This window comes from Collinsella sp. AF18-8LB (genome assembly GCF_003459795.1).
Taxonomy (GTDB): domain Bacteria; phylum Actinomycetota; class Coriobacteriia; order Coriobacteriales; family Coriobacteriaceae; genus Collinsella.
In genome coordinates this window covers 631,358-649,961 of record NZ_QRWU01000001.1, presented here as the reverse complement: position 1 = coordinate 649,961, position 18,604 = coordinate 631,358, and the positions used below count along the sequence as shown (strand labels likewise).

Annotated in this window: 14 protein-coding genes and 3 tRNA genes; 8 read left to right on the top strand and 9 right to left on the bottom strand. The window is 60.3% G+C overall.

Annotation, left to right across the window (positions count from 1 at the left end; genetic code table 11):
* Nucleotides 1–155 precede the first annotated feature (155 nt).
* The 4 genes from DWX25_RS02860 (at nt 156) to DWX25_RS02845 (ending at nt 4,272) form a co-directional block, all read left to right on the top strand.
* A complete protein-coding gene (locus DWX25_RS02860) occupies nt 156–890 on the top strand; it encodes an iron-sulfur cluster assembly scaffold protein (RefSeq protein ID WP_006235554.1) in 735 nt (244 codons plus the stop codon).
* 18 nt (nt 891–908) lie between these two features.
* Entirely contained in the window at nt 909–1,913 is a 1,005-nt protein-coding gene (locus tag DWX25_RS02855) for a GGGtGRT protein (RefSeq protein ID WP_117798762.1), read from the top strand.
* A 296-nt stretch (nt 1,914–2,209) separates the two neighbouring features.
* Nucleotides 2,210–3,736 carry an FAD-dependent oxidoreductase gene (locus DWX25_RS09760; RefSeq protein WP_117798760.1) on the top strand — a complete coding sequence of 509 codons (1,527 nt, stop codon included), beginning with the start codon at nt 2,210–2,212 and terminating at the stop codon, nt 3,734–3,736.
* A gap of 161 nt (nt 3,737–3,897) precedes the next feature.
* Entirely contained in the window at nt 3,898–4,272 is a 375-nt protein-coding gene (locus DWX25_RS02845; RefSeq protein ID WP_233505194.1) for a BRO family protein, read from the top strand.
* 101 nt (nt 4,273–4,373) lie between these two features.
* Here DWX25_RS02845 and DWX25_RS02840 read toward each other — a convergent pair.
* The 3 genes from DWX25_RS02840 to DWX25_RS02830 all read right to left on the bottom strand — a co-directional run bounded on the left by DWX25_RS02840 (nt 4,374) and on the right by DWX25_RS02830 (nt 4,664).
* Nucleotides 4,374–4,446: transfer RNA gene (locus DWX25_RS02840), tRNA-Lys, on the bottom strand.
* A gap of 43 nt (nt 4,447–4,489) precedes the next feature.
* Nucleotides 4,490–4,565 (bottom strand) — tRNA-Lys (locus DWX25_RS02835).
* A 22-nt stretch (nt 4,566–4,587) separates the two neighbouring features.
* Nucleotides 4,588–4,664: transfer RNA gene (locus DWX25_RS02830), tRNA-His, on the bottom strand.
* Nucleotides 4,665–4,829: 165 nt separating this feature from the next.
* Here DWX25_RS02830 and DWX25_RS02825 point away from each other — a divergent pair.
* Nucleotides 4,830–6,011 carry a pyridoxal phosphate-dependent aminotransferase gene (locus DWX25_RS02825; RefSeq protein ID WP_117798758.1) on the top strand — a complete coding sequence of 394 codons (1,182 nt, stop codon included), beginning with the start codon at nt 4,830–4,832 and terminating at the stop codon, nt 6,009–6,011.
* A 141-nt stretch (nt 6,012–6,152) separates the two neighbouring features.
* On the top strand, nt 6,153–7,043 hold the full coding sequence (locus tag DWX25_RS02820; protein ID WP_117798756.1) for an ROK family protein: 891 nt from the start codon (nt 6,153–6,155) through the stop codon (nt 7,041–7,043).
* A 114-nt stretch (nt 7,044–7,157) separates the two neighbouring features.
* Here DWX25_RS02820 and DWX25_RS02815 read toward each other — a convergent pair whose 3' ends face one another.
* From DWX25_RS02815 to argS, 4 genes are all read right to left on the bottom strand, one after another.
* On the bottom strand, nt 7,158–7,607 hold the full coding sequence (locus DWX25_RS02815; RefSeq protein WP_117735610.1) for a VanZ family protein: 450 nt from the start codon (nt 7,605–7,607) through the stop codon (nt 7,158–7,160).
* A 7-nt stretch (nt 7,608–7,614) separates the two neighbouring features.
* Entirely contained in the window at nt 7,615–9,015 is a 1,401-nt protein-coding gene (locus tag DWX25_RS02810) for a hypothetical protein (RefSeq protein ID WP_117798754.1), read from the bottom strand.
* Between the two features lie 313 nt (nt 9,016–9,328).
* A complete protein-coding gene (gene rho / locus DWX25_RS02805; RefSeq protein ID WP_233505193.1) occupies nt 9,329–11,902 on the bottom strand; it encodes a transcription termination factor Rho in 2,574 nt (857 codons plus the stop codon).
* 913 nt (nt 11,903–12,815) lie between these two features.
* A complete protein-coding gene (argS, locus tag DWX25_RS02800) occupies nt 12,816–14,669 on the bottom strand; it encodes an arginine--tRNA ligase (RefSeq protein ID WP_117743968.1) in 1,854 nt (617 codons plus the stop codon).
* Between the two features lie 342 nt (nt 14,670–15,011).
* Between argS and DWX25_RS02795 the strand changes: the two genes are divergently transcribed.
* Both DWX25_RS02795 and DWX25_RS02790 read left to right on the top strand, forming a co-directional pair.
* Nucleotides 15,012–15,497: a CarD family transcriptional regulator gene (locus tag DWX25_RS02795; protein ID WP_006235480.1), complete on the top strand. Its 486-nt coding sequence runs from the start codon at nt 15,012–15,014 to the stop codon at nt 15,495–15,497.
* A 108-nt stretch (nt 15,498–15,605) separates the two neighbouring features.
* Nucleotides 15,606–16,205, top strand: coding sequence for an HD domain-containing protein (locus DWX25_RS02790; protein ID WP_117798752.1), 600 nt, complete (start codon nt 15,606–15,608; stop codon nt 16,203–16,205).
* A 63-nt stretch (nt 16,206–16,268) separates the two neighbouring features.
* Here the strand turns inward: DWX25_RS02790 and DWX25_RS02785 are convergent, their stop codons facing one another.
* Together DWX25_RS02785 and DWX25_RS02780 are read right to left on the bottom strand one after the other, a co-directional pair.
* Nucleotides 16,269–17,027 (bottom strand): transposase, encoded by a 759-nt coding sequence (locus DWX25_RS02785; RefSeq protein ID WP_158557557.1) that lies wholly within the window; start codon nt 17,025–17,027, stop codon nt 16,269–16,271.
* 216 nt (nt 17,028–17,243) lie between these two features.
* Nucleotides 17,244–18,530, bottom strand: coding sequence for a glutamate-5-semialdehyde dehydrogenase (locus DWX25_RS02780; RefSeq protein ID WP_117798748.1), 1,287 nt, complete (start codon nt 18,528–18,530; stop codon nt 17,244–17,246).
* Between the last annotated feature and the right edge of the window lie 74 nt (nt 18,531–18,604).

Below are 18,604 nucleotides of genomic sequence, written 5' to 3'. Positions count from 1 at the left end.
CGGACTTCTCGCTACGAAAACTGAGCCGTTCGCCGAATATTCCGTGCATTTCGCGGTATTATAGGGGCTGCATGTCATGTCCCTTTCGAAGGGTCGCCCGGCAATCGCCAGCCACGACCCCCAGACGGGACGCCAACACGATAGAGAGGAGAGGCATGCAGTACTCACAGGAAGTGGAGAACATGTGCCCCGTTGCCAAGGGTGCATACCACGGCCCCGCACCCATCCCCGAGGAGGGCAAGTGGGTCCAGGCTAAGGAGATTTCCGACATCTCCGGTCTTACGCACGGTGTGGGTTGGTGCGCACCTCAGCAGGGCGCCTGCAAGCTCACGCTAAACGTCAAGGACGGCATCATCGAGGAGGCCCTCGTTGAGACCATCGGCTGCTCGGGCATGACCCACTCTGCCGCCATGGCTTCCGAGATCCTTCCCGGTAAGACCATCCTCGAGGCCCTCAACACCGACCTCGTCTGCGACGCCATCAACGTTGCTATGCGCGAGATCTTCCTGCAGATCGTTTACGGCCGCAGCCAGACCGCGTTCTCCGAGGGCGGCCTGCCCGTGGGCGCCTCCCTCGACGACCTCGGCAAGGGCCTTCGCTCTCAGGTCGGCACCATGTTCGGCACCAAGGCCAAGGGCGCTCGTTACCTCGAGCTCGCTCAGGGCTACGTCACCCGCATGGCTCTCAACGACAAGAACGAGATCATCGCATTCGAGTTCCTGAACCTCGGCAAGTTCACCGACGCCGTCAAGGCCGGCAAGACCCCCGAGGAGGCCATCGCTGGCGCTATGGGCCACTATGGTCAGTGGGAGAACGCTGCCAAGTACATCGACCCGCGCACCGACGAGGAGACTCACTCCGTCGCCAGCGTGTTCCCGGTTCACGAGTAGAAAGGGAGGGAAATAACTATGACTGTTACGTTCGAAGGTTACGAGCGCCGCGCTGACAAGATCAACAAGTGCCTCGCCGACAACGGCATCGCCTCCCTCGAGGAAGCTCTGCAGATCTGCACCGACAAGGGCTTCAACCCGCGTGAGATCGTCAACAACACCCAGTCCATCGCCTTCCAGAACGCCGAGTGGGCTTACACCCTCGGTTGCGCTCTCGCTGTCAAGCGTGGCGCCAAGTCCGCTTCTGAGGTTGCCGCCATCATCGGCGAGGGCATCCAGGCCTTCACCGTTCCCGGCTCCGTCGCCGAGGACCGCAAGGTCGGTCTGGGCCACGGCAACCTGGGCGCTATGCTGCTCTCCGACGACACCGAGTGCTTCGCCTTCCTGGCTGGCCACGAGTCCTTCGCTGCCGCTGAGGGCGCCATCGGCCTGGCTCTGAACGCCAACAAGGCTCGTAAGAAGCCGCTGCGCGTTATCCTGAACGGTCTGGGCAAGGACGCCGCCCAGATCATCGCCCGCATCAACGGCTTCACCTATGTGAAGACCCAGTTCGACTACTACACGGGCGAGCTCAAGGTCGTCGAGACCATCCCCTACTCCGATGGTCCCCGCGCTGCCGTTAACTGCTACGGCTCCGACGACGTCCGTGAGGGCGTTGCCATCATGTGGCACGAGAACGTCGATATCTCGATCACCGGTAACTCCACCAACCCCACGCGCTTCCAGCACCCCGTCGCTGGCACCTACAAGAAGGAGCGCATCGAGGCTGGCAAGAAGTACTTCTCCGTCGCTTCTGGTGGCGGCACTGGCCGTACCCTGCACCCGGACAATATGGGCGCCGGCCCTGCCTCTTACGGCATGACCGACACCATGGGCCGTATGCACTCCGACGCCCAGTTCGCCGGTTCTTCCTCCGTGCCTGCGCACGTTGACATGATGGGTCTCATCGGCATGGGCAACAACCCCATGGTCGGTGCCACCGTCGCCTGCGCTGTCGCCGTCGAGGAGGCCCTCAAGGCCTAATCGCGCCCGCGCGATGCTCATATAGTTGAGCTTTAGAGCCGCTACCCACCCGGGTAGCGGCTCTTTTTTCTTCCAGAGGGGTAGCTAATTTGGGACGGGGCTATTTTAGCTACCCCGTCGCAAGACCATCTACTACCGATATATCAGCTGCAGGGGAATATGAGTTGCAGCGAGACGGAACCATCACGCGCCCATGACGCCCACCTGCCATATTTGCCCTTTACCGATTTGCCGAGTCTTTGCGGCCCCATTGCCGATCACCCATGCGACAATGCGCCGGACGAGAAAGGAATCCGATGGAATCGACTGATGTACTGGTAATTGGATCTGGCATTGCGGGCCTTTGTGCCGCTATCGAAGCGGCGAGCGCGGGCGCGACCGTTGCCGTCGCAAGCGCCGGCAAGACCATGAGCGGATCGAGCTTCTTCCCGGGCACCTGGGGCCTTGGTCTTATTGGCCCCGTCGACAAAGACGACGAACAGGACCTCATCAACACTATCCAGACCGTTGGTGGCGGCGTCGCCGACCCTACGCTCGTCCAGACGTTCGTCCACGGCATTCCCCAGGCAATTGAATGGCTCGAGCAAGACCTAGGCGTTGAGCTCCAGCGTCCGCAAAGCGCTGAGAGCGCTCAGCAAAAGCAGTTTATCCCCTGCTTTGACCACAAGACGCGCATGTGGCGCGGCCTCACCCGCAAGCCCCTTGAGGACGCGTGTACGGCCCGGATCGAATCGCTCGGCATTCGCCTGCTCCCCCGCCACGAGCTTATAGACCTTGTTGAGGACACAACCGGGAAGATTACCGGCGCCGTGCTCTACGACCGCGCAAGCGAGCATCTCGTACCCATTGCAGCTAAGGCCATTATCGTCGCTGCGGGCGGCACGGGCGGCCTGTTCGAGCGCAGCCTTACGTCGGCTGATGTGCTCAGCTCCTCACAGGCCATCGCACTGGCGCACGGCGCATCGCTTACTAATATAGAGTTCATGCAGATGATGCCCGGCTTCATTGAACCTAAGCGCAACCTTGTCTTTAACGAGAAGACCTGGCGTTACGTACATGTAGACCAGCCGATCGATATTGCCGACGGCAAGCTGGACGATCTGCTTGAGCAGCGCTCTGGATATGGTCCCTTCACGTCACGCTTAGCCTCCCGCGCCATCGACCTCGTCATAGATCAGGCAGGTGCAGAGGGCTTGGCGCTCCACTACGACTTCCCCCGCGAGGACGTTCCCGAGTTTGTGCAGACCTTTGCCACCTGGCTACAAGACGAGCACGGTATCGCGCCGAGCGACGAGATGCGCGTGGCGATGTATGCCCACGCCGCCAACGGCGGCATCGGGATCGACAAAACCGCGTACACGGGCGTTGAGGGCCTCTACGCCTGTGGCGAGGCAACAGGCGGCATGCACGGCGCCGATCGCATTGGTGGCCTGTCAAGCGCCAACGGCATCGTGTTTGGGCGGATCGCGGGCGCATCGGCAGCCCAAGCAGCACAGAATGCACTTGAGGAGGCCCCTAAGGCGGATATCGCCCTCCCCCAGTACGGCATTGCCACAACAGACGCCGAGCACCTGACCCGCAGCCTCAAACACACAATGAGCACCTACTGCATGATCAACAGGACCGAAAGGGGCCTCTCCACAGCACTGCAGGAGATTGAGAGCCTGGAGACGGAAGCAACGACTCTGAGCATGCGAAACGCTCATGACAGCCAAGTCGCAGCCCTTGCCCGCCTGGAATCGCAGATTCAGCTAGCAAAAGAAATTGTCAAAGCCATGCGCAACCGAACCGAAAGTCTCGGTTCCCATTATCGAGCGGACTAAGTCGAACACCCATCTAAAACAGAGCACAGTTAATCGATATCTATAGGCCCCGTGAGCTCAAAGTGTCACGGGGCCCATTCGTGTCCGCACGGCAGCGTATCCTTATTCTGAATACAGAGCGGACAAAGCCCGCATAGACAATAGACCAGCGAGGAGGAGATATGGACAGTAGAGATATCGAGAAGTGGCGTGTCGAACTTGATAGCTACGCCAATGTGGAAGACGACGTTGAGTATTGGCTCGCACGCGAATTAATGGAGCCCCTCGGATACGCCCAATGGCGCAATTTTGAGACTGCAGTAAAGAGGGCAATGGTATCGTGTGAAGTCAATGAGATGCTTGTTGCTTCCTATTTTGTTGAAACCAGCAAAAAAGTACCTACAGGAATAGGACAAAAAGCAGTCAAAGACTATAAGTTAACGCGCTACGCATGCTATTTAATCGCCCAAAACGGGGACCCAAACAAGCCGGAAGTCGCGCTCGCACAGGCGTACTTCGCCGTGCAGACGCGCCGGTTTTACCGATCCCCAGGGTAGACTCGATCTGTGAAAGGGGCTGTGTCCTTTCGGGTTCGACCCCGTGCGAGGTTAATAGAAAAGACGGCCAACTTTCGTTGACCGTCTTAACTTGCTTTGGGTGGGCCGTCAGGGGGTCGAACCCTGGACCTTGGGATTAAGAGTCCCCTGCTCTACCAACTGAGCTAACGACCCAAAGATAAAGTCCGTTGTGGCGGACTTTAGAGGAGATATCGTGTGGTGGGCCGTCAGGGGGTCGAACCCTGGACCTTGGGATTAAGAGTCCCCTGCTCTACCAACTGAGCTAACGACCCGATATCAACACGAAGCAAGAACTGGGGTGGGTAAAGGGACTCGAACCCTCGACCTACGGGACCACAACCCGTCGCTCTAGCCAACTGAGCTACACCCACCGTGTCCTGTGCGCTTCGCGCTCGACTATTATTGCAAGGAACGCCACGCGATGCAAGCCCCAATTTTCAAGAATTTTGAAAAGAGTAGTTCGAGACCATTTCAAGCAAATCCCACCGGTTTCATAGGAGTAAACTTGCCCCACCCTGAAGTTCGAAAGGACAAGCATGAAAGAACTCTCCAACCGCACGGCATTATTTACCGATTCCGTCATCCGTCGCATGACGCGCATCTCCAATAAGTACGGCGCCGTCAACCTGTCGCAGGGCTTCCCTGACTTCGATCCCCCGGCGCAGCTGCTCGATAGCCTCAGCACCATCGCCACCGACCCCAAGCCGCTTTACCACCAGTACTCCATCACCTGGGGCTCTCAGGCCATGCGTGAGGCGCTTGCCGCCAAGCAGGAGCATTTTATGGGCATGCCGGTGAACCCCAACGAGAATATCGTAGTCACCTGCGGCTCCACCGAGGCCATGATGGCCGCCATGATGACGGTCACGAACCCCGGCGACAAGGTCGTAATCTTCTCGCCGTTCTACGAGAACTACGGCGCTGACACCATTCTCTCGGGGGCTGAGCCCATCTATGTGCCGCTCAACCCGCCCACCTTTGACTTCGACCGTGAGGTCCTCGAGGCGGCCTTCCGCGACAACGATCCCAAAGCAATCGTCCTGTGCAACCCGTCCAACCCCTGCGGCAAGGTCTTTACCCGCGAGGAGCTCACCTTTATCGCCGAACTCTGCAAAAAGTACGACGCCTACTGCATCACCGACGAAGTCTACGAGCACATCGTCTACGCGCCCCACGAGCACGTGTACATGGCCACGCTGCCCGGCATGTTTGAGCGCACCATCAGCTGCAGCTCACTGTCTAAGACGTACTCCATCACCGGCTGGCGTCTTGGCTACACCATTGCCCCGGCCCAGATCACCGAGCGCATCAAGAAGGTCCACGACTTCCTCACCGTGGGTGCCGCCGCTCCCCTGCAGGAAGCTGTCGTCACCGCCCTCAACTTCGATGACAGCTATTACCAGGAGGTCCTCGACCTCTACACCGCCAAGCGCGACCTGTTCTGCCAGGGGCTCGATAGCATCGGTCTTGAGCACAACGTGCCGCAGGGCGCTTACTACGTCATGATGGACATCTCTGAGTTTGGCTATGACAGCGACCTCGAATTCTGCGAGGATCTCGCGTCTAAGGTGGGCGTGGGCGCCGTGCCCGGCTCGAGCTTCTTCCGCGAGCCCGTCAACCATCTGATTCGTTTCCACTTTGCCAAGCGAGACGAGACGCTTAACGCGGCGCTGGAGAACCTCAAGTCGCTACGTGATAAAATCAAGCCGCGCGGGTAAGGACGGACGGGCGGCTACAGTAACCAAAGAAGCGCCGCACCGCCTGCCGCGTTGCGAGGCTTCTTTTTATAGCGCTTTCTTAAATGGTTTAGAGCGCTATACTTTAGAGAAGGAGCAACTCGTCCCAGAGAGAGGAATACTATGGCAGAGCAGCAGCTTATCGGAGCGCTCGAGGCCGGTGGCACCAAGATGGTCTGCGCCACGGGCTATGCGGACGGTACGGTCCTAGAGCGCGAGCGGATCGCGACCACGACTCCACAGGAGACCGTCGAGGCCGTCAACGCGTGGTTTGCGAACAAGGGCATCGCCGCGTTGGGCATCGGCGCGTTTGGCCCCACCGCGGTCAACCCCGCTTCGCCGCAGTACGGCAAGATCCTAGAGACCCCAAAGACGGCATGGCGCTACTTTGACCTGCTGGGCAGCATCCAAAACGAGCTCAATATCCCCTGCGGCTACGATACCGACGTCAACGTCGCCTGCCTGGGCGAGGTCACTTTTGGTTGCGCTCAGGGCCTCACCGATGTGGTCTACCTGACCATCGGCACCGGCGTGGGCGCCGGTGTGCTCTCGGGCGGCCAGCTTGTGCACGGCATGATGCACCCCGAGGCCGGTCACATCCTGGTCACGCGCGACCCGCGCGACACCATTGGCGAGCACAGCGCCTGCCCCTTCCACGACAGCTGCCTCGAGGGCCTCATCGCCGGCCCCGGTGTTAAAAAGCGCTGGAATGGCAAGAGCGCCGGAGAGATGGCCGATGACCCAGAGGCCATGGACCTGCTCGCCGGCTATCTGGCGCAGGCACTCATGACCTACACGCTGTGCTATGCGCCGCAGAAGATCGTCATCGGTGGCGGCGTGGCCGACCACACCTCCATCGTGCCGCTCGCGCGCAAGAAGTGCGCCGAGATGCTCAACGGCTACATCGTCACACCCGAGATGGCCGACATCGATAACTACATCGTCAACAACAGCCTCGAGGGCAAGCAGGGCATTATGGGCTGCCTGGCCCTGGGCGCACAGGCGCTTCAGTAGCAGACGCACCCACGGGACGTGGCACGCCCGGCAAATCCGACCTACGGAACGACGCCACCACGCCTCATATAAACCCTCAAATAAAAAAGGCCGCCTAGGACCAAACAATACGTCCTAGGCGGCCTTTTTGGCGCACATCAGCGACCGTAAGAGATATCGGAGCACAACGCCCGTTGCCGCTCCACAGCAGTCGATCATCACATCGGTGATCATGCCGGCGCGTCCCGGCACAAAGAGTTGAATCGTCTCGTCGATCGAGGGAATCAGCAGCAGGAACACCGCCGTGGGCAGCAGCACGTCAAAGGTGCGCCGGCCCTCAAAATCAAACGCATGCGTTGCCAGGATGCCGAGCACCATATACTCGGTAAAATGCGCGCACTTGCGAACAACAAAGTTGGTCACCCATGCATATGGAAGTCCCACGCCGTGCAGGAAACCGCGGATAGCTTCCATGACCGTCAGGCTCAGCGAGCCCGACCCCGAGCCGGGAACCAGCGAATTGCCCCAGATCAAGAGTGCCATCAGGCAGGTCACGACCGCCCATTTTCGATTGATCTTAACCATGCAGAAGTTATGCCTCCGCGCGGAGCGGCGCGAAGCTGGCGGTACCGCCCTCGATAACGCTCAGATAGGCACGGCCCGTACGCTTGGCAGTAGAGGACTGCAGGCGCTCGATCTCTTCTTCTAGGATCTGATTGACGCGCTCGTGACGACGATTTTCCATAATGCCGGCGGCAATAGCCTCGGCCCGCTCGATGCTCTCGCGCGAGATACGGGCGGTATCCTCGGGGAACACAGCGCTGTGACGGCCGACATAGGCGGGGGCAGCAAGCTGAGGGGCAGCGACGGGAGCTGGGGCCGCAACAGGAGCAGGCTCGTCAATCTCATCCAGAATCGCGGTGGCGGCGGCCCACATGTCCTCGTGGCCCGAGTAGTCGGCCATGGGGACATCAACCTCGAGCGAGGCGTCCGGAAGGTCGCCGGTGTCGATGCGATCTTGGGCATCAATCGATGCGGTGATGACTGCAGGCTCATCGAGGTCATCGAGATCGATGCCCGCAGCACCGGAGATGATAGGCATGCTGGCGAGGTTTGCGTTGTACGGCGCAGCCTCAGCCGCCTGCTGCTGGGCAGGAGCGCCCCAAAGCGAGCTTTCGGCGGCACGGCGGGCGGCAACGGCCTCCTCATCCGCGGTCATGGCTTCATCAACGTACGAATTATCGGCAGAAGCGTTCACGTCCGCCGAGGTGGCGCTGCAGGCGTTATTGGCTGCGGCGTTGGCAACGAGTGCCACGAAAGCCGCCGTGCTGCCCGCAGGGGCGGCCTGGGAGCCAGACACGGCACGTGCCGCGGCGGCGATGTCATCGCGATTGAAGGAGCCAGTCTGCCCGCCATTGGTGAGCTCGTCGATGGCGACTTGATAGACGTCGCGCGAGCGTGCAGGGTCGCAGCTCACCGGCGAATCGTCGTCGAGTATACTGTCGATCATGGACCAAGCCTCCGCCTCGTCCATAGCATCTGCGGCTCGAGCGATGGTAGGGACACCATCATCGGCATGACGGCGCTGGAACGCACCGGTCAGGCCGGAAAGGAATGCCGAGGTAGACTGCTCCGACTGAGCCTGAGAAGCAGAAGCGGCAGCATAAGGAGTCGCATCCTGCTGCTGAGCTGGAATCGAGGCGGTCTTGAACTCGCTTTGATGCTGATTGAGATTGGCGGCACCGCCCATGGCATCGGGCTGGAACAGACGCTCTTCACGCTGCGCACGGTACTCGGAGATACCCAGCGAGGCGGCATAGATACCCACGCCCGCCACCGCGCCCACGGCAAAGGGAACCGCACCCGCCACGACCGTCTCGTTCACCGACGAAAACGGCAGCGTCGCGGCATACATAACCACGGGAGCGGCAAGGCCGATCCCGCACGAAAGTCCGGCAAGGACTGCTCGTTGTGTTGCATCAGAAGAAGCCATGAGCTCTCCCCATCTTCCAGCACCCAAATCGCATCATTCAGTTGGCTGCGCGAGAGAAGATGAAGCGGGGCTATGCCCCAAAGCAACGGTATATGGTTCGTTTCATCTGCGTTTTCCGTCGCGAAGCTTAAAAGCTATTATGCGAAACCACCCTGTCGATTGCAAGCGAGAATGTCGGATTGAAACGGGAAACCTGCTGCTTGCCTGTCTTATGGTCAAAAATAAGCGCGGAGCGGCGATATGGAAAAGGGCCGAGGCTCAAAGCCCCGACCCCTTACCGCATTGATGACTATCGCTGCGCGTGGATGACAACCTAGAACGTCTGCTCGTAGTCACTGTGCTTTTTGGCCGAACGCACCAGGAACTCCTGGTTGGTGTTGGTGCCCTTAAGACCCTTGATGAACGACGCGGCTGCGCGTTCGGTGTTGTTCATGCCGGCAAGAATGCGACGCAGACCAAAGACAAACGGACGCATCTGCTCGTCGACCAACAGGTCCTCGTTACGCGTACCGGAGGCAACGGGGTCGATAGCCGGGAAGATGCGGCGGTCGGCCAGGTCGCGGTCGAGCTTAAGCTCCATGTTGCCGGTGCCCTTGAACTCCTCAAAGATGACCTCGTCCATCTTGGAACCGGTGTCGATGAGGGCAGAGGCCAGGATGGTGAGCGAGCCACCGTTCTCGATATTACGGGCTGCACCCAGGAAGCGCTTGGGCGGATACAGTGCCGCCGAATCGACGCCGCCCGAAAGGATGCGGCCTGAGGCGGGCGCCGCCAAGTTGTAGGCGCGGGCAAGACGCGTGATGGAGTCGAGCACCACCACGACATCGCCGCCCAGCTCAACAATGCGCTTGGCACGCTCGATGACGAGCTCGGCCACGCGGGTGTGGTTGTCGGCGGGCATATCGAAGGTCGACGCCACAACCTCGCCCTTGATAGAACGCTGCATATCGGTGACCTCTTCGGGGCGCTCGTCGACGAGCAGGCAGATGAGGTGCACCTCGGGGTTGTTAATCGAGATAGACTGGCAGATCTTCTTGAGGATCGTGGTCTTGCCGGCCTTGGGCGGAGACACGATCAGGCCACGCTGACCCTTGCCGATCGGCGACACGATGTCGATGGCGCGACCGGTAATGGAGTCCTTGCCGTGCTCCATGCGCAGCGGCTCGTTGGGATAGACCGGGGTGAGGTCGCCGAACTTGGGACGGTTGCGAATCTGCTCGGGGTCCAGACCGTTGACGGTCGTGATCTTGGCGAGGCCGGCGCGCTTGTCGCCGCCGCGCGAAGGACGCAGCGAGCCCTCGATGACATCGCCCGTGCGCAGACGCGCGGAGCGGATGAGGTAGGCAGGCACGAAGGCGTCGTCGTTGGACTTCATGTAGCCATGGGCGTGGATGATGCCGGAGCTGTCCGGGCGAATCTGCAGAATGCCCTTGATGTCGCGGAAGCCTTCGGCCTTCGCAGCGGTGGTGTAGATTTCCTCGACGAGCTCGGCCTTCTTCTTGCCGGTCGTCTCGATCTCGAACTCCTTGGCCTTTTCGCGCAGCTCGGCGACCTTCATGGCCGCGAGTTCCTCGCGCGAAAGCGTGGGCTCGGTGGGAGCGGCATTACGCTCCTTGTTGCGCTGCTTGCGATCTCGCTGGCGGTTGCGGCGGTCGTTGTTGCGGTCATCCTTGCGCTCGTTGCGCTCGTCGTTGCGCTTGTGCTGGCGACGGTTGGGGCGAGCGCCGTCTTCGCCCTCGGCGGGCGCGGCGCCATCGGTTGCGGCGGTGTCAGCATTGGCCGCGGCGGCGTCATTGGCCTCGGCGCCGGTATCGACCTGCGCTTCGACATCAGCCTGCTGCTCGGCGGCCTTGGCCCTAGCGGACTTCTTACGGCCGCGCTTGGGTTTCTCGGACGCAGGCTGTTCGACGTCCTGAGGCTCGGCGACATCAGTCGATGCATCGGCGGTCGTCTCGGCGGAATCCTCGGACGCGCCCTTCTTAGCGGCTTTAGCCTTGGACGTGCGCTTAGCAGCGGTGCGACGGCTGCGACCGGGACGGACGTCGGCGGGCTCGGCATCGGCGGGAGCGGCCTCGGAAGTCGTAGCATCCTGGACGGGCGCGTCGGCAGCGGTTGCAGACTCGGCGGTCGCCGCAGCATCCCGAGCGGCGGCGGCTGCGGCTGCGGCCTTCTCGGCCTCGACGAAGGCCTTGGGCTTGCGACCGCGACGGTGCGGGCGCAAAGCCGGATCGACAACGGGAACTTCGCCGGCCTCGACAGGCGCAGCAGGCTCAGCAGGCGATGTGCCCTCCCCTGCCGCGGAACGGACCGAAGCCTCAGTGAGCTCGGGGGTTACCTGTTCGGCAACCTGCTCGACCTTAGCAGCCGTGCGACGGCGTGTGCGCGGTGCCGGCTTCTCGGTCGGCTGGTCGGAGGCAGGGGTCTCGGTGGCGGCAGGCGTCTCGGGCACAGACGGAGCTGCAAGCTCGGTCAGAGCCGCGGCCTCGCGCTCGGCAGCACGACGGCGGGCACGCACCACCTGAGCCTCGCTAATCTGCGCCAACGCACGTGCTTGCGCGACCTCATCGGAAATCGGCGCCGAGGAGTCTGTTGCAACGGTGCGCTTGACGCGCGTCGTGCGCGTGGTACGGCGCTTGGGCTTGGTGACCTCCTCGCCGTCAGCGGCAGGCTTGGCCGTGCGGCGCGTGCGCTTGGTCTTTGCCGGAGCAGCCTCCTCACCAGTTGCAGGTATGGCCTTCTCAGCCGCTGCAGGCGTAGGCGTAGAAGCAGCCTTAGGCGTCTCAGGAGCCGAGGCTTGCGCGGGCGCCGCGACCTGGCCCGACGCAACCGGTGCAGCGGGAGCGGCCTGCGTCGTCGTTATTTCGTTTTCTTGCTGTTGATCAGACACAGTGTTTGCTCAACTTTCTTTTCAAGCCCTGTGATCACATGCTCCCTGCATAAACCTTCAGGGCGGCTAAACAGTCTAGTTCCGTTCAAAACGACGGACATCATTGATCTGTATCGAGATGATTGCGTCAACTACGCAGCGTTAGTGTAACACAACCGCCGCCACCTGCAACTTAGTCATTGAGGACGTTCTTAAACGACTAGTCAAAAGGGGCACTCTTTACAAAGCCGCGGGCGGCGAAATCCAGCTCTCTTAAGTTGCGGTGAAAGAGCTCCTGAATAATCCGGCAGCCGCCCCAAACAGGAACTATTCCACTGCAACTTATATGGAGAGGCCAGCCGAGCCCCCAAAGATCGTGGTGACCACGAGACACGGGAGCAGAATCGTCAGTCCCAGGATCGACTCGCTACGAATCACGCCTATCTACTACGTTTGGCCCGCGACCTCTGACCATTCCCTCGGTCTTCCTAAAATCGCAATCCCGCTACCTGCGGTTTTAAATATCGCGCCTTTCGACATGGTTCGGGGTATGCGACTAAACGTAGTAGATAAGTCCGATTCGTGGCGGACGGTTTCGTACCGCTCTCCCCCGGGACATAAATGATCCGTTTTCCTCCGTCCCCAAGGGGTCATTTTCAAAACTATGGCGGATTACGGTGCAAGAACGGCGCAAGCCAACCATACCCTGCATTTTTAATATTCGGCAAGCCGTCTACCTGCGGTTTTATTTTCACTGCTGTCGCTATGGTCGCCAGGCAGCGATTCAGCCCCGTAAAGCGGTATAGTTGCTTTTTTGTAGCATTTTCCAACACGCCAAAAAGCCCCGCCAAACGCAAAAAGCCCGACCTCCGCATGGAGATCGGGCTTATAGGGCTCAGCAAAGCCGAACCTACACGGTCAAATGAACCGCAGATTACATCTGCTCGGGCGCGGAGACGCCAACGAGGGTGAGCACCAGGGCGAGCGTCACGCGAACGGCGTCGCAAGCGGCCAGACGGGCACGCGAAAGCTCGGGGTCGACGGGACGGCCCTCGCTCGGCAGCACCTGGCAGGCAGCGTAGAAGCTATGGAAGTCGCCGGCGAGCTCCTCGGCAAAATGCGTCAGACGGAACGGGGCGCGATCACGAGCGCAGCTGGCAATCAGGTCGGTGAGCTCGTTGAGCTTACGCGAAAGGGCGAGCTCGGTCGGATCGGTCAGCAGCGAGTAATCGACGTTCTCACCGATGGCCTTGGCGGCGACGGCCTTCATGCCCATCTCGTCAGCCTGCTCGGGCGTAACGTCAGCGGCACGGCGCAGGATGGAGCACACGCGGGCGTGAGCATACTGCACGTAATAGACCGGGTTGGAGTTATCGCGCTTCTTAACGGCCTCGATGTCGAAGTCGACCATCTGATTGGAGCTCTTGGAGATGAGCGTGTAGCGAGCGGCATCGGAACCGACCTCATGGACGAGCTCCTGCAGGGTCACCATGGTACCCTTACGCTTGGACATACGGACGGGCTTGCCGTTGCGCAGCAGGTTGACGAGTTGGCCCAGCAGAACCTCGAACTTACCGGGGTAACCGAGAGCGTCGCAGACGCAGCGGACGCGCTCGATGTAACCGTGGTGGTCGGCGCCCCAGATGTCGATGACGTGATCGACGCGCTGGAACTTATCCCAGTGATAGGCGACGTCGGAGGCGAAGTAGGTGTACTCGCCGTCGGACTTGATCAGGACGCGGTCTTTGTCGTCGCCTAGATCGGTGGAACGGAACCACAGGGCGCCGTCCTTGGTGTAGAGGTAGCCCATCTTGTCGAGCTTCTCAAAAGCGCGGTCGACGGCAGAGGTGCCGGCGGTCTCGCCCTCGGTGTCCTTCACATACAGCGAGCGCTCGGAGTACCAACGATCGAAGTCGCAGTTGACGGCGTGGCAGAGGTCGCGCATGTTGTCGACCATCTTCACATAGCCGCGCTCACGGAAGCTCTCCATGCGCTCCTGCGGATCGGCGTCGACCCACTTGTCGCCGTCGGTACGCCAGAACTCGGCAGCCTCATCGATGATGTAGTCGCCGCCGTAGGAGTCCTTGCCCAGGGTCTCGGCAAAGTTGTCCTGGTACGGATGGGTCTCGGGATGCTCGTCGTTCTCGTCGGCAACGAAGGCGTCACGGTCGGCGATCAGCAGCTTGTGAGCCTCGTCGATATCAACGCCCTGCTTGGCAATGATATCGGCAAGCTGCATATAGCGCGTGCTGATGGAGTTGCCGAAGGTGTTCATCTGAGAACCGTGGTCGTTGATGTAGAACTCTCGCTGGATGTCGTAACCGGCGTGGTCCATAACGCGGCAAAGGGAGTCGCCCAGAGCGGCCCAGCGGCCGTGGCCGATGTGCATGGGGCCGACAGGGTTGGCGGAGACGAACTCGACCTGGGTCTTCAGGCCACCACCGACGTTAGACTTAGCGAAGTCCATGCCTTTCTCGCGGGCCTCGCCAAAAATGGCGTTCTTGACGGCAACGGAGAGGTAGAAGTTAATGAAGCCGGGGCCTGCGATCTCGACCTTCTCAATCGCGGGGTCCTCGGGCATATGGGCAACGATGGCCTCGGCGATCTTGCGCGGGGCGCAGTGAGCCAGCTTGGCGGACTTCAGGGCCATGGTGGAGGTCCACTCGCCATGAGAAGTGTCGGCCGGTCGCTCGATAGCGCAATCGTCAAGTTCAAATGCGGAAAGGTCGCCGGCCTCCTGGGCCGCAGCAAGCGCAGCGCGTACCAGCTCTTCAATCTTCTCGGGCATAGATCCTCCTTGTGTTAAAGCCCCCGAGCTCTTGGTCACTCGTAGGGCAAAAGCCAGAGTTTGTAGCACTCTATCACAAGCGGTAACTACTGTCGCAGGGTAAAGTTAATCGATATTGCATATGCACAAAAATGACTACAGCTCGCACAGAGCCACTCAAAGATGGCGGTTTGCCTGCTGATTGTGCACCTGCCGAAAATGCATAAACACGTGCATGAGCTGCTCGGAATATCGAATACTCTTACCTATCGGAATTGTGTGCTTTTCCTGCATAAAGCGATGGTTTGCGCACGTCAGCGTGGTATTCTAGACATACGCAAATTCGTATAAGCTGGAGGTAGCATGTTCTCAATCGGTCAACACGTCATTCATCCGGGCCAGGGAGTCTGCACCGTCGTCGGTTTTAGGGACGACACGCCGCAGCCCATGTTGCTGCTCGAGACCAAGCAGGGACATGCGCAGACGATCCTCATGTACCCCGTGGCGCAAGCCGACCGTCTGCATGCCGCCATCTCTCAGCAGGATGCCGAGCACCTGCTGAGCCACTATGACGAGCTGGAGTGCGACACCTTTACCGAGCGCAACAGCTCGCTTGAGGAGACGCACTTTAAGCAGCAGCTCAAGCTGGGCGCGCCCGAGACGGTCCGCGTGGCAAAGACCATGATGCACCGCATTCGCCAGGCCGAGGAAGCTGATAAAAAACCCAGCTCCTACTACATGCGCGTACTCAAGGAGGCCAAACGCCGCTCCATCGAGGAGTTCGCCGTGGCCCTTGGTGTCACCGAGGAGGCCGCCGAAGCCCGCCTAGCCCAAGCCGCCCTCAACTAACCCATCCGCGCCAAAAACCACCACAAAGGGAACAGGCACCTTTGTGGTGGTTTTCTTGTTCTAGTAGTATTCATTCTTATCGATACCCACGAGCACAAGGAGTCTCTTATGGCAGAGCCGCTTACCGCCGGAATCACCCGCGACCGTGCATTCGAACTGCTCAACGAGCACAACAAAGATCCGTTCCACATCACCCATGGCGAAACCGTCGAGGGCACCATGCGCTACTTTGCGCGCGAGTTCGACCCCGAGAACGAGGAGTTCTGGGGCATCGTCGGCCTGCTCCACGACCTGGATTGGGAGGAGCATGAGGACGACCCCATGAACCACACCATCTATGCTGCCAAGATTCTTAAGGATGAAGGTGCGTCTCCCGAGCTCATTCGCGCCATCCAGACGCACACGTCGGACTTCAATACCTCGCTGCCCAAACCCGAGCTGCAGATGGAAAAGATCCTGTTTGCCTGCGATGAGCTCACCGGCCTGATCGGAGCTGCCGTCATCATGCGACCGAGCAAGAGCGTCATGGACTTTACGACCAAGTCGCTCAAGAAGAAGTTCAAGGACAAGCGCTTTGCCGCCGGCTGCTCGCGCGACGTGATTTCGCAGGGCGCCGAGATGCTGGGCTGGGAACTCCCCGAGCTCTTTGACCGCACCATCGCGGCCATGCAGTCCTTCGCTCCCGATCGCGACACCTTCCAGGCCTAACACTAAAACCACCACAAAGGGGACAGGCACCTTTGTGGTGGTTTTTGTTTGCATCAGAACGAGCTAACCTGCCTTGCGAATCGACCACTCCCCTACACCCGTCAGGCGCTGAATCTGACGGATCGAAAGGCCGGCGCTCCGCATCGCAGCCAAAATCTCATTTCGTTTGGCCTTATCGAGGGCTTTAACATCGGAAAGCTCACTCAGCCCAAACGAGCGAACCAGCGATATCCCCACATCTAAAGCTTCATCTTCATCGATGCGCCCACCCGCTGACGGACGAACAACCACGACATCGGATGCGTCCATAAAGGCCCGATAGTCGCAAGCGCGCGGAAACGCAAGGCGAACAAACGCCAAATCGACCGTCGCAATAGCTGGGTCGCGTTCAGCATAATCCAGATGGCTGCTCCATCGATACTCGCCATACGGACAAATACCGGCTTTTTGCGGATTGAAATGCACGTATCGAATAGCATCGAGAAGATGTTCCTCGCTCGAAATGGGAGTGCTCGAAAATCTATCCTGAAAAACGTGGCCGACATGCCCATGCCGGCGGTTATACCATGTTGCGTAGCAAGACATGACAAGGTGCATGGACTCACTTACGTTATCATCGGGATCGCTCGCGACAAGATGCACGTGATTGCCCATCAGGCACCAAGCAATAAGTTTGACGTTGAACCTCGATAACGACGACCGGACAAGCGACAACAGCCGCCCCCTGTCTGCATCATCCTCAAATAGAAGCTGCTTGCTGTTGCCCCTCATCGTAATGTGATATAGGCCAATCTGCGATTTCTGCCGAGGTTTTCTTGACATGGGCATCTCCTTGCTCTCATGTCAAAAATAACCCCGCGACGCACGCAAAGCGGCGAGAATCTATTCACCGATTATGCCGCCCACCTGCCGAAATGCCATCTATTGCTTAACGAAAATATGCTTAGATACACTTGAGCAACGAACGAATGCGCGAGGAAGCAAAAACCACCACAAAGGTGCCTGTCCCCTTCGTGGTGGTTTTTGCTTACGAGAGGTTTAGGGGCGGACCTGGCCGGTGCCGCGGAGCTTGTATTTGTAGGTGGTGAGGGCCTCGGCGGCAAAGGGGCCGCGGGCGTGGAGCTTTTGGGTCGAGATGCCGATCTCGGCGCCCAGTCCAAACTCGCCGCCGTCGGTGAAGCGCGTACTGGCATTGGCATACACGGCCGAGGCATCGATCTCATCCAAAAAGCGCTCGCAAGCGTCCGCGTCCTCGGCGATGATGGCCTCGGAATGCATGGTGCCGTAGCGGTTGATGTGCGCGATGGCCTCATCCTCGTCCGCCACGACCTTCACGCTCATCTCGAGCGCCAGATACTCGTGGCCCCAATCCTCCTCGGTCGCGGCCACGTAGTCGTCGCCCTCGGCAAGACCGGCGTCGGCGCATGCGGCGCACGTGGCCTCGTCGCCGTGAATGAGCACGCCGTGGTCGTGCAGCACAGCCACAGCCGCGGGCAAAAACGTGTCTGCCACGGCGCGGTCGACCAGCAGCGACTCGGCGGCATTGCACACGCCCACGCGCTGCGTCTTAGCGTTGACGATAATGTTGAGCGCCTTATCAAAGTCGGCGGATTCATGCACGTAGATGTGACAGTTACCCGTGCCCGTCTCGATCACCGGTACGAGCGACTCGCGTACACAACGCTGAATCAGGCCCGCACCGCCACGCGGAATGAGCACATCGACGATGCCGCGGAGCTTCATGAGCTCGCCGGTGGCCTCGCGGTCGGTAGACTCGATCATCGACACTGCCTCGCGCGGGAAACCCTGGGCCTCAAGCGCATCGGCCAGCAGCTCGGCAATCATGGCGCACGAGTGATACGCCAGCGAACCGCCGCGCAGGATGCAGGCGTTGCCGGTGCGGATGCAGATGCCCGCGGCGTCGGCCGTCACGTTGGGACGTGCCTCGTAGACCATGGCAACCAGACCCAGCGGCACAGTCACACGCGTAAGGTCCACACCACTTGCAAGCACGCGATGGTCGAGCACGCGGCCCACGGGATCGGGCAGCTCAGCGAGCTTCTCCAGGCCGGCGGCCATGCCGTCAACGCGCTCGCGCGTCAACAGCAGGCGGTCGAGCAGTCCGGCCGAGGTGCCCGCATCGCGCGCGACAGACATATCGAGCTCGTTGGCGGCAATGATGCAATCGACACCGTCGCGCAGCGCCGCGGCCATGGCGCGCACGGCCTCCTGGCGCTGGGCATCGCTCGCCGTGGCAAGCGCGGCAGAAGCGGCCTTGGCCTCGACGGCAAGATCGTGGACATACGTGGCTATATCGACCGACATGGGCGGCCCTTTCTCCTAGAAGTTTGCAACCATGGTAGCCGATTTGCGCATGGCCTCGCCCGCGGCGGTAGAAT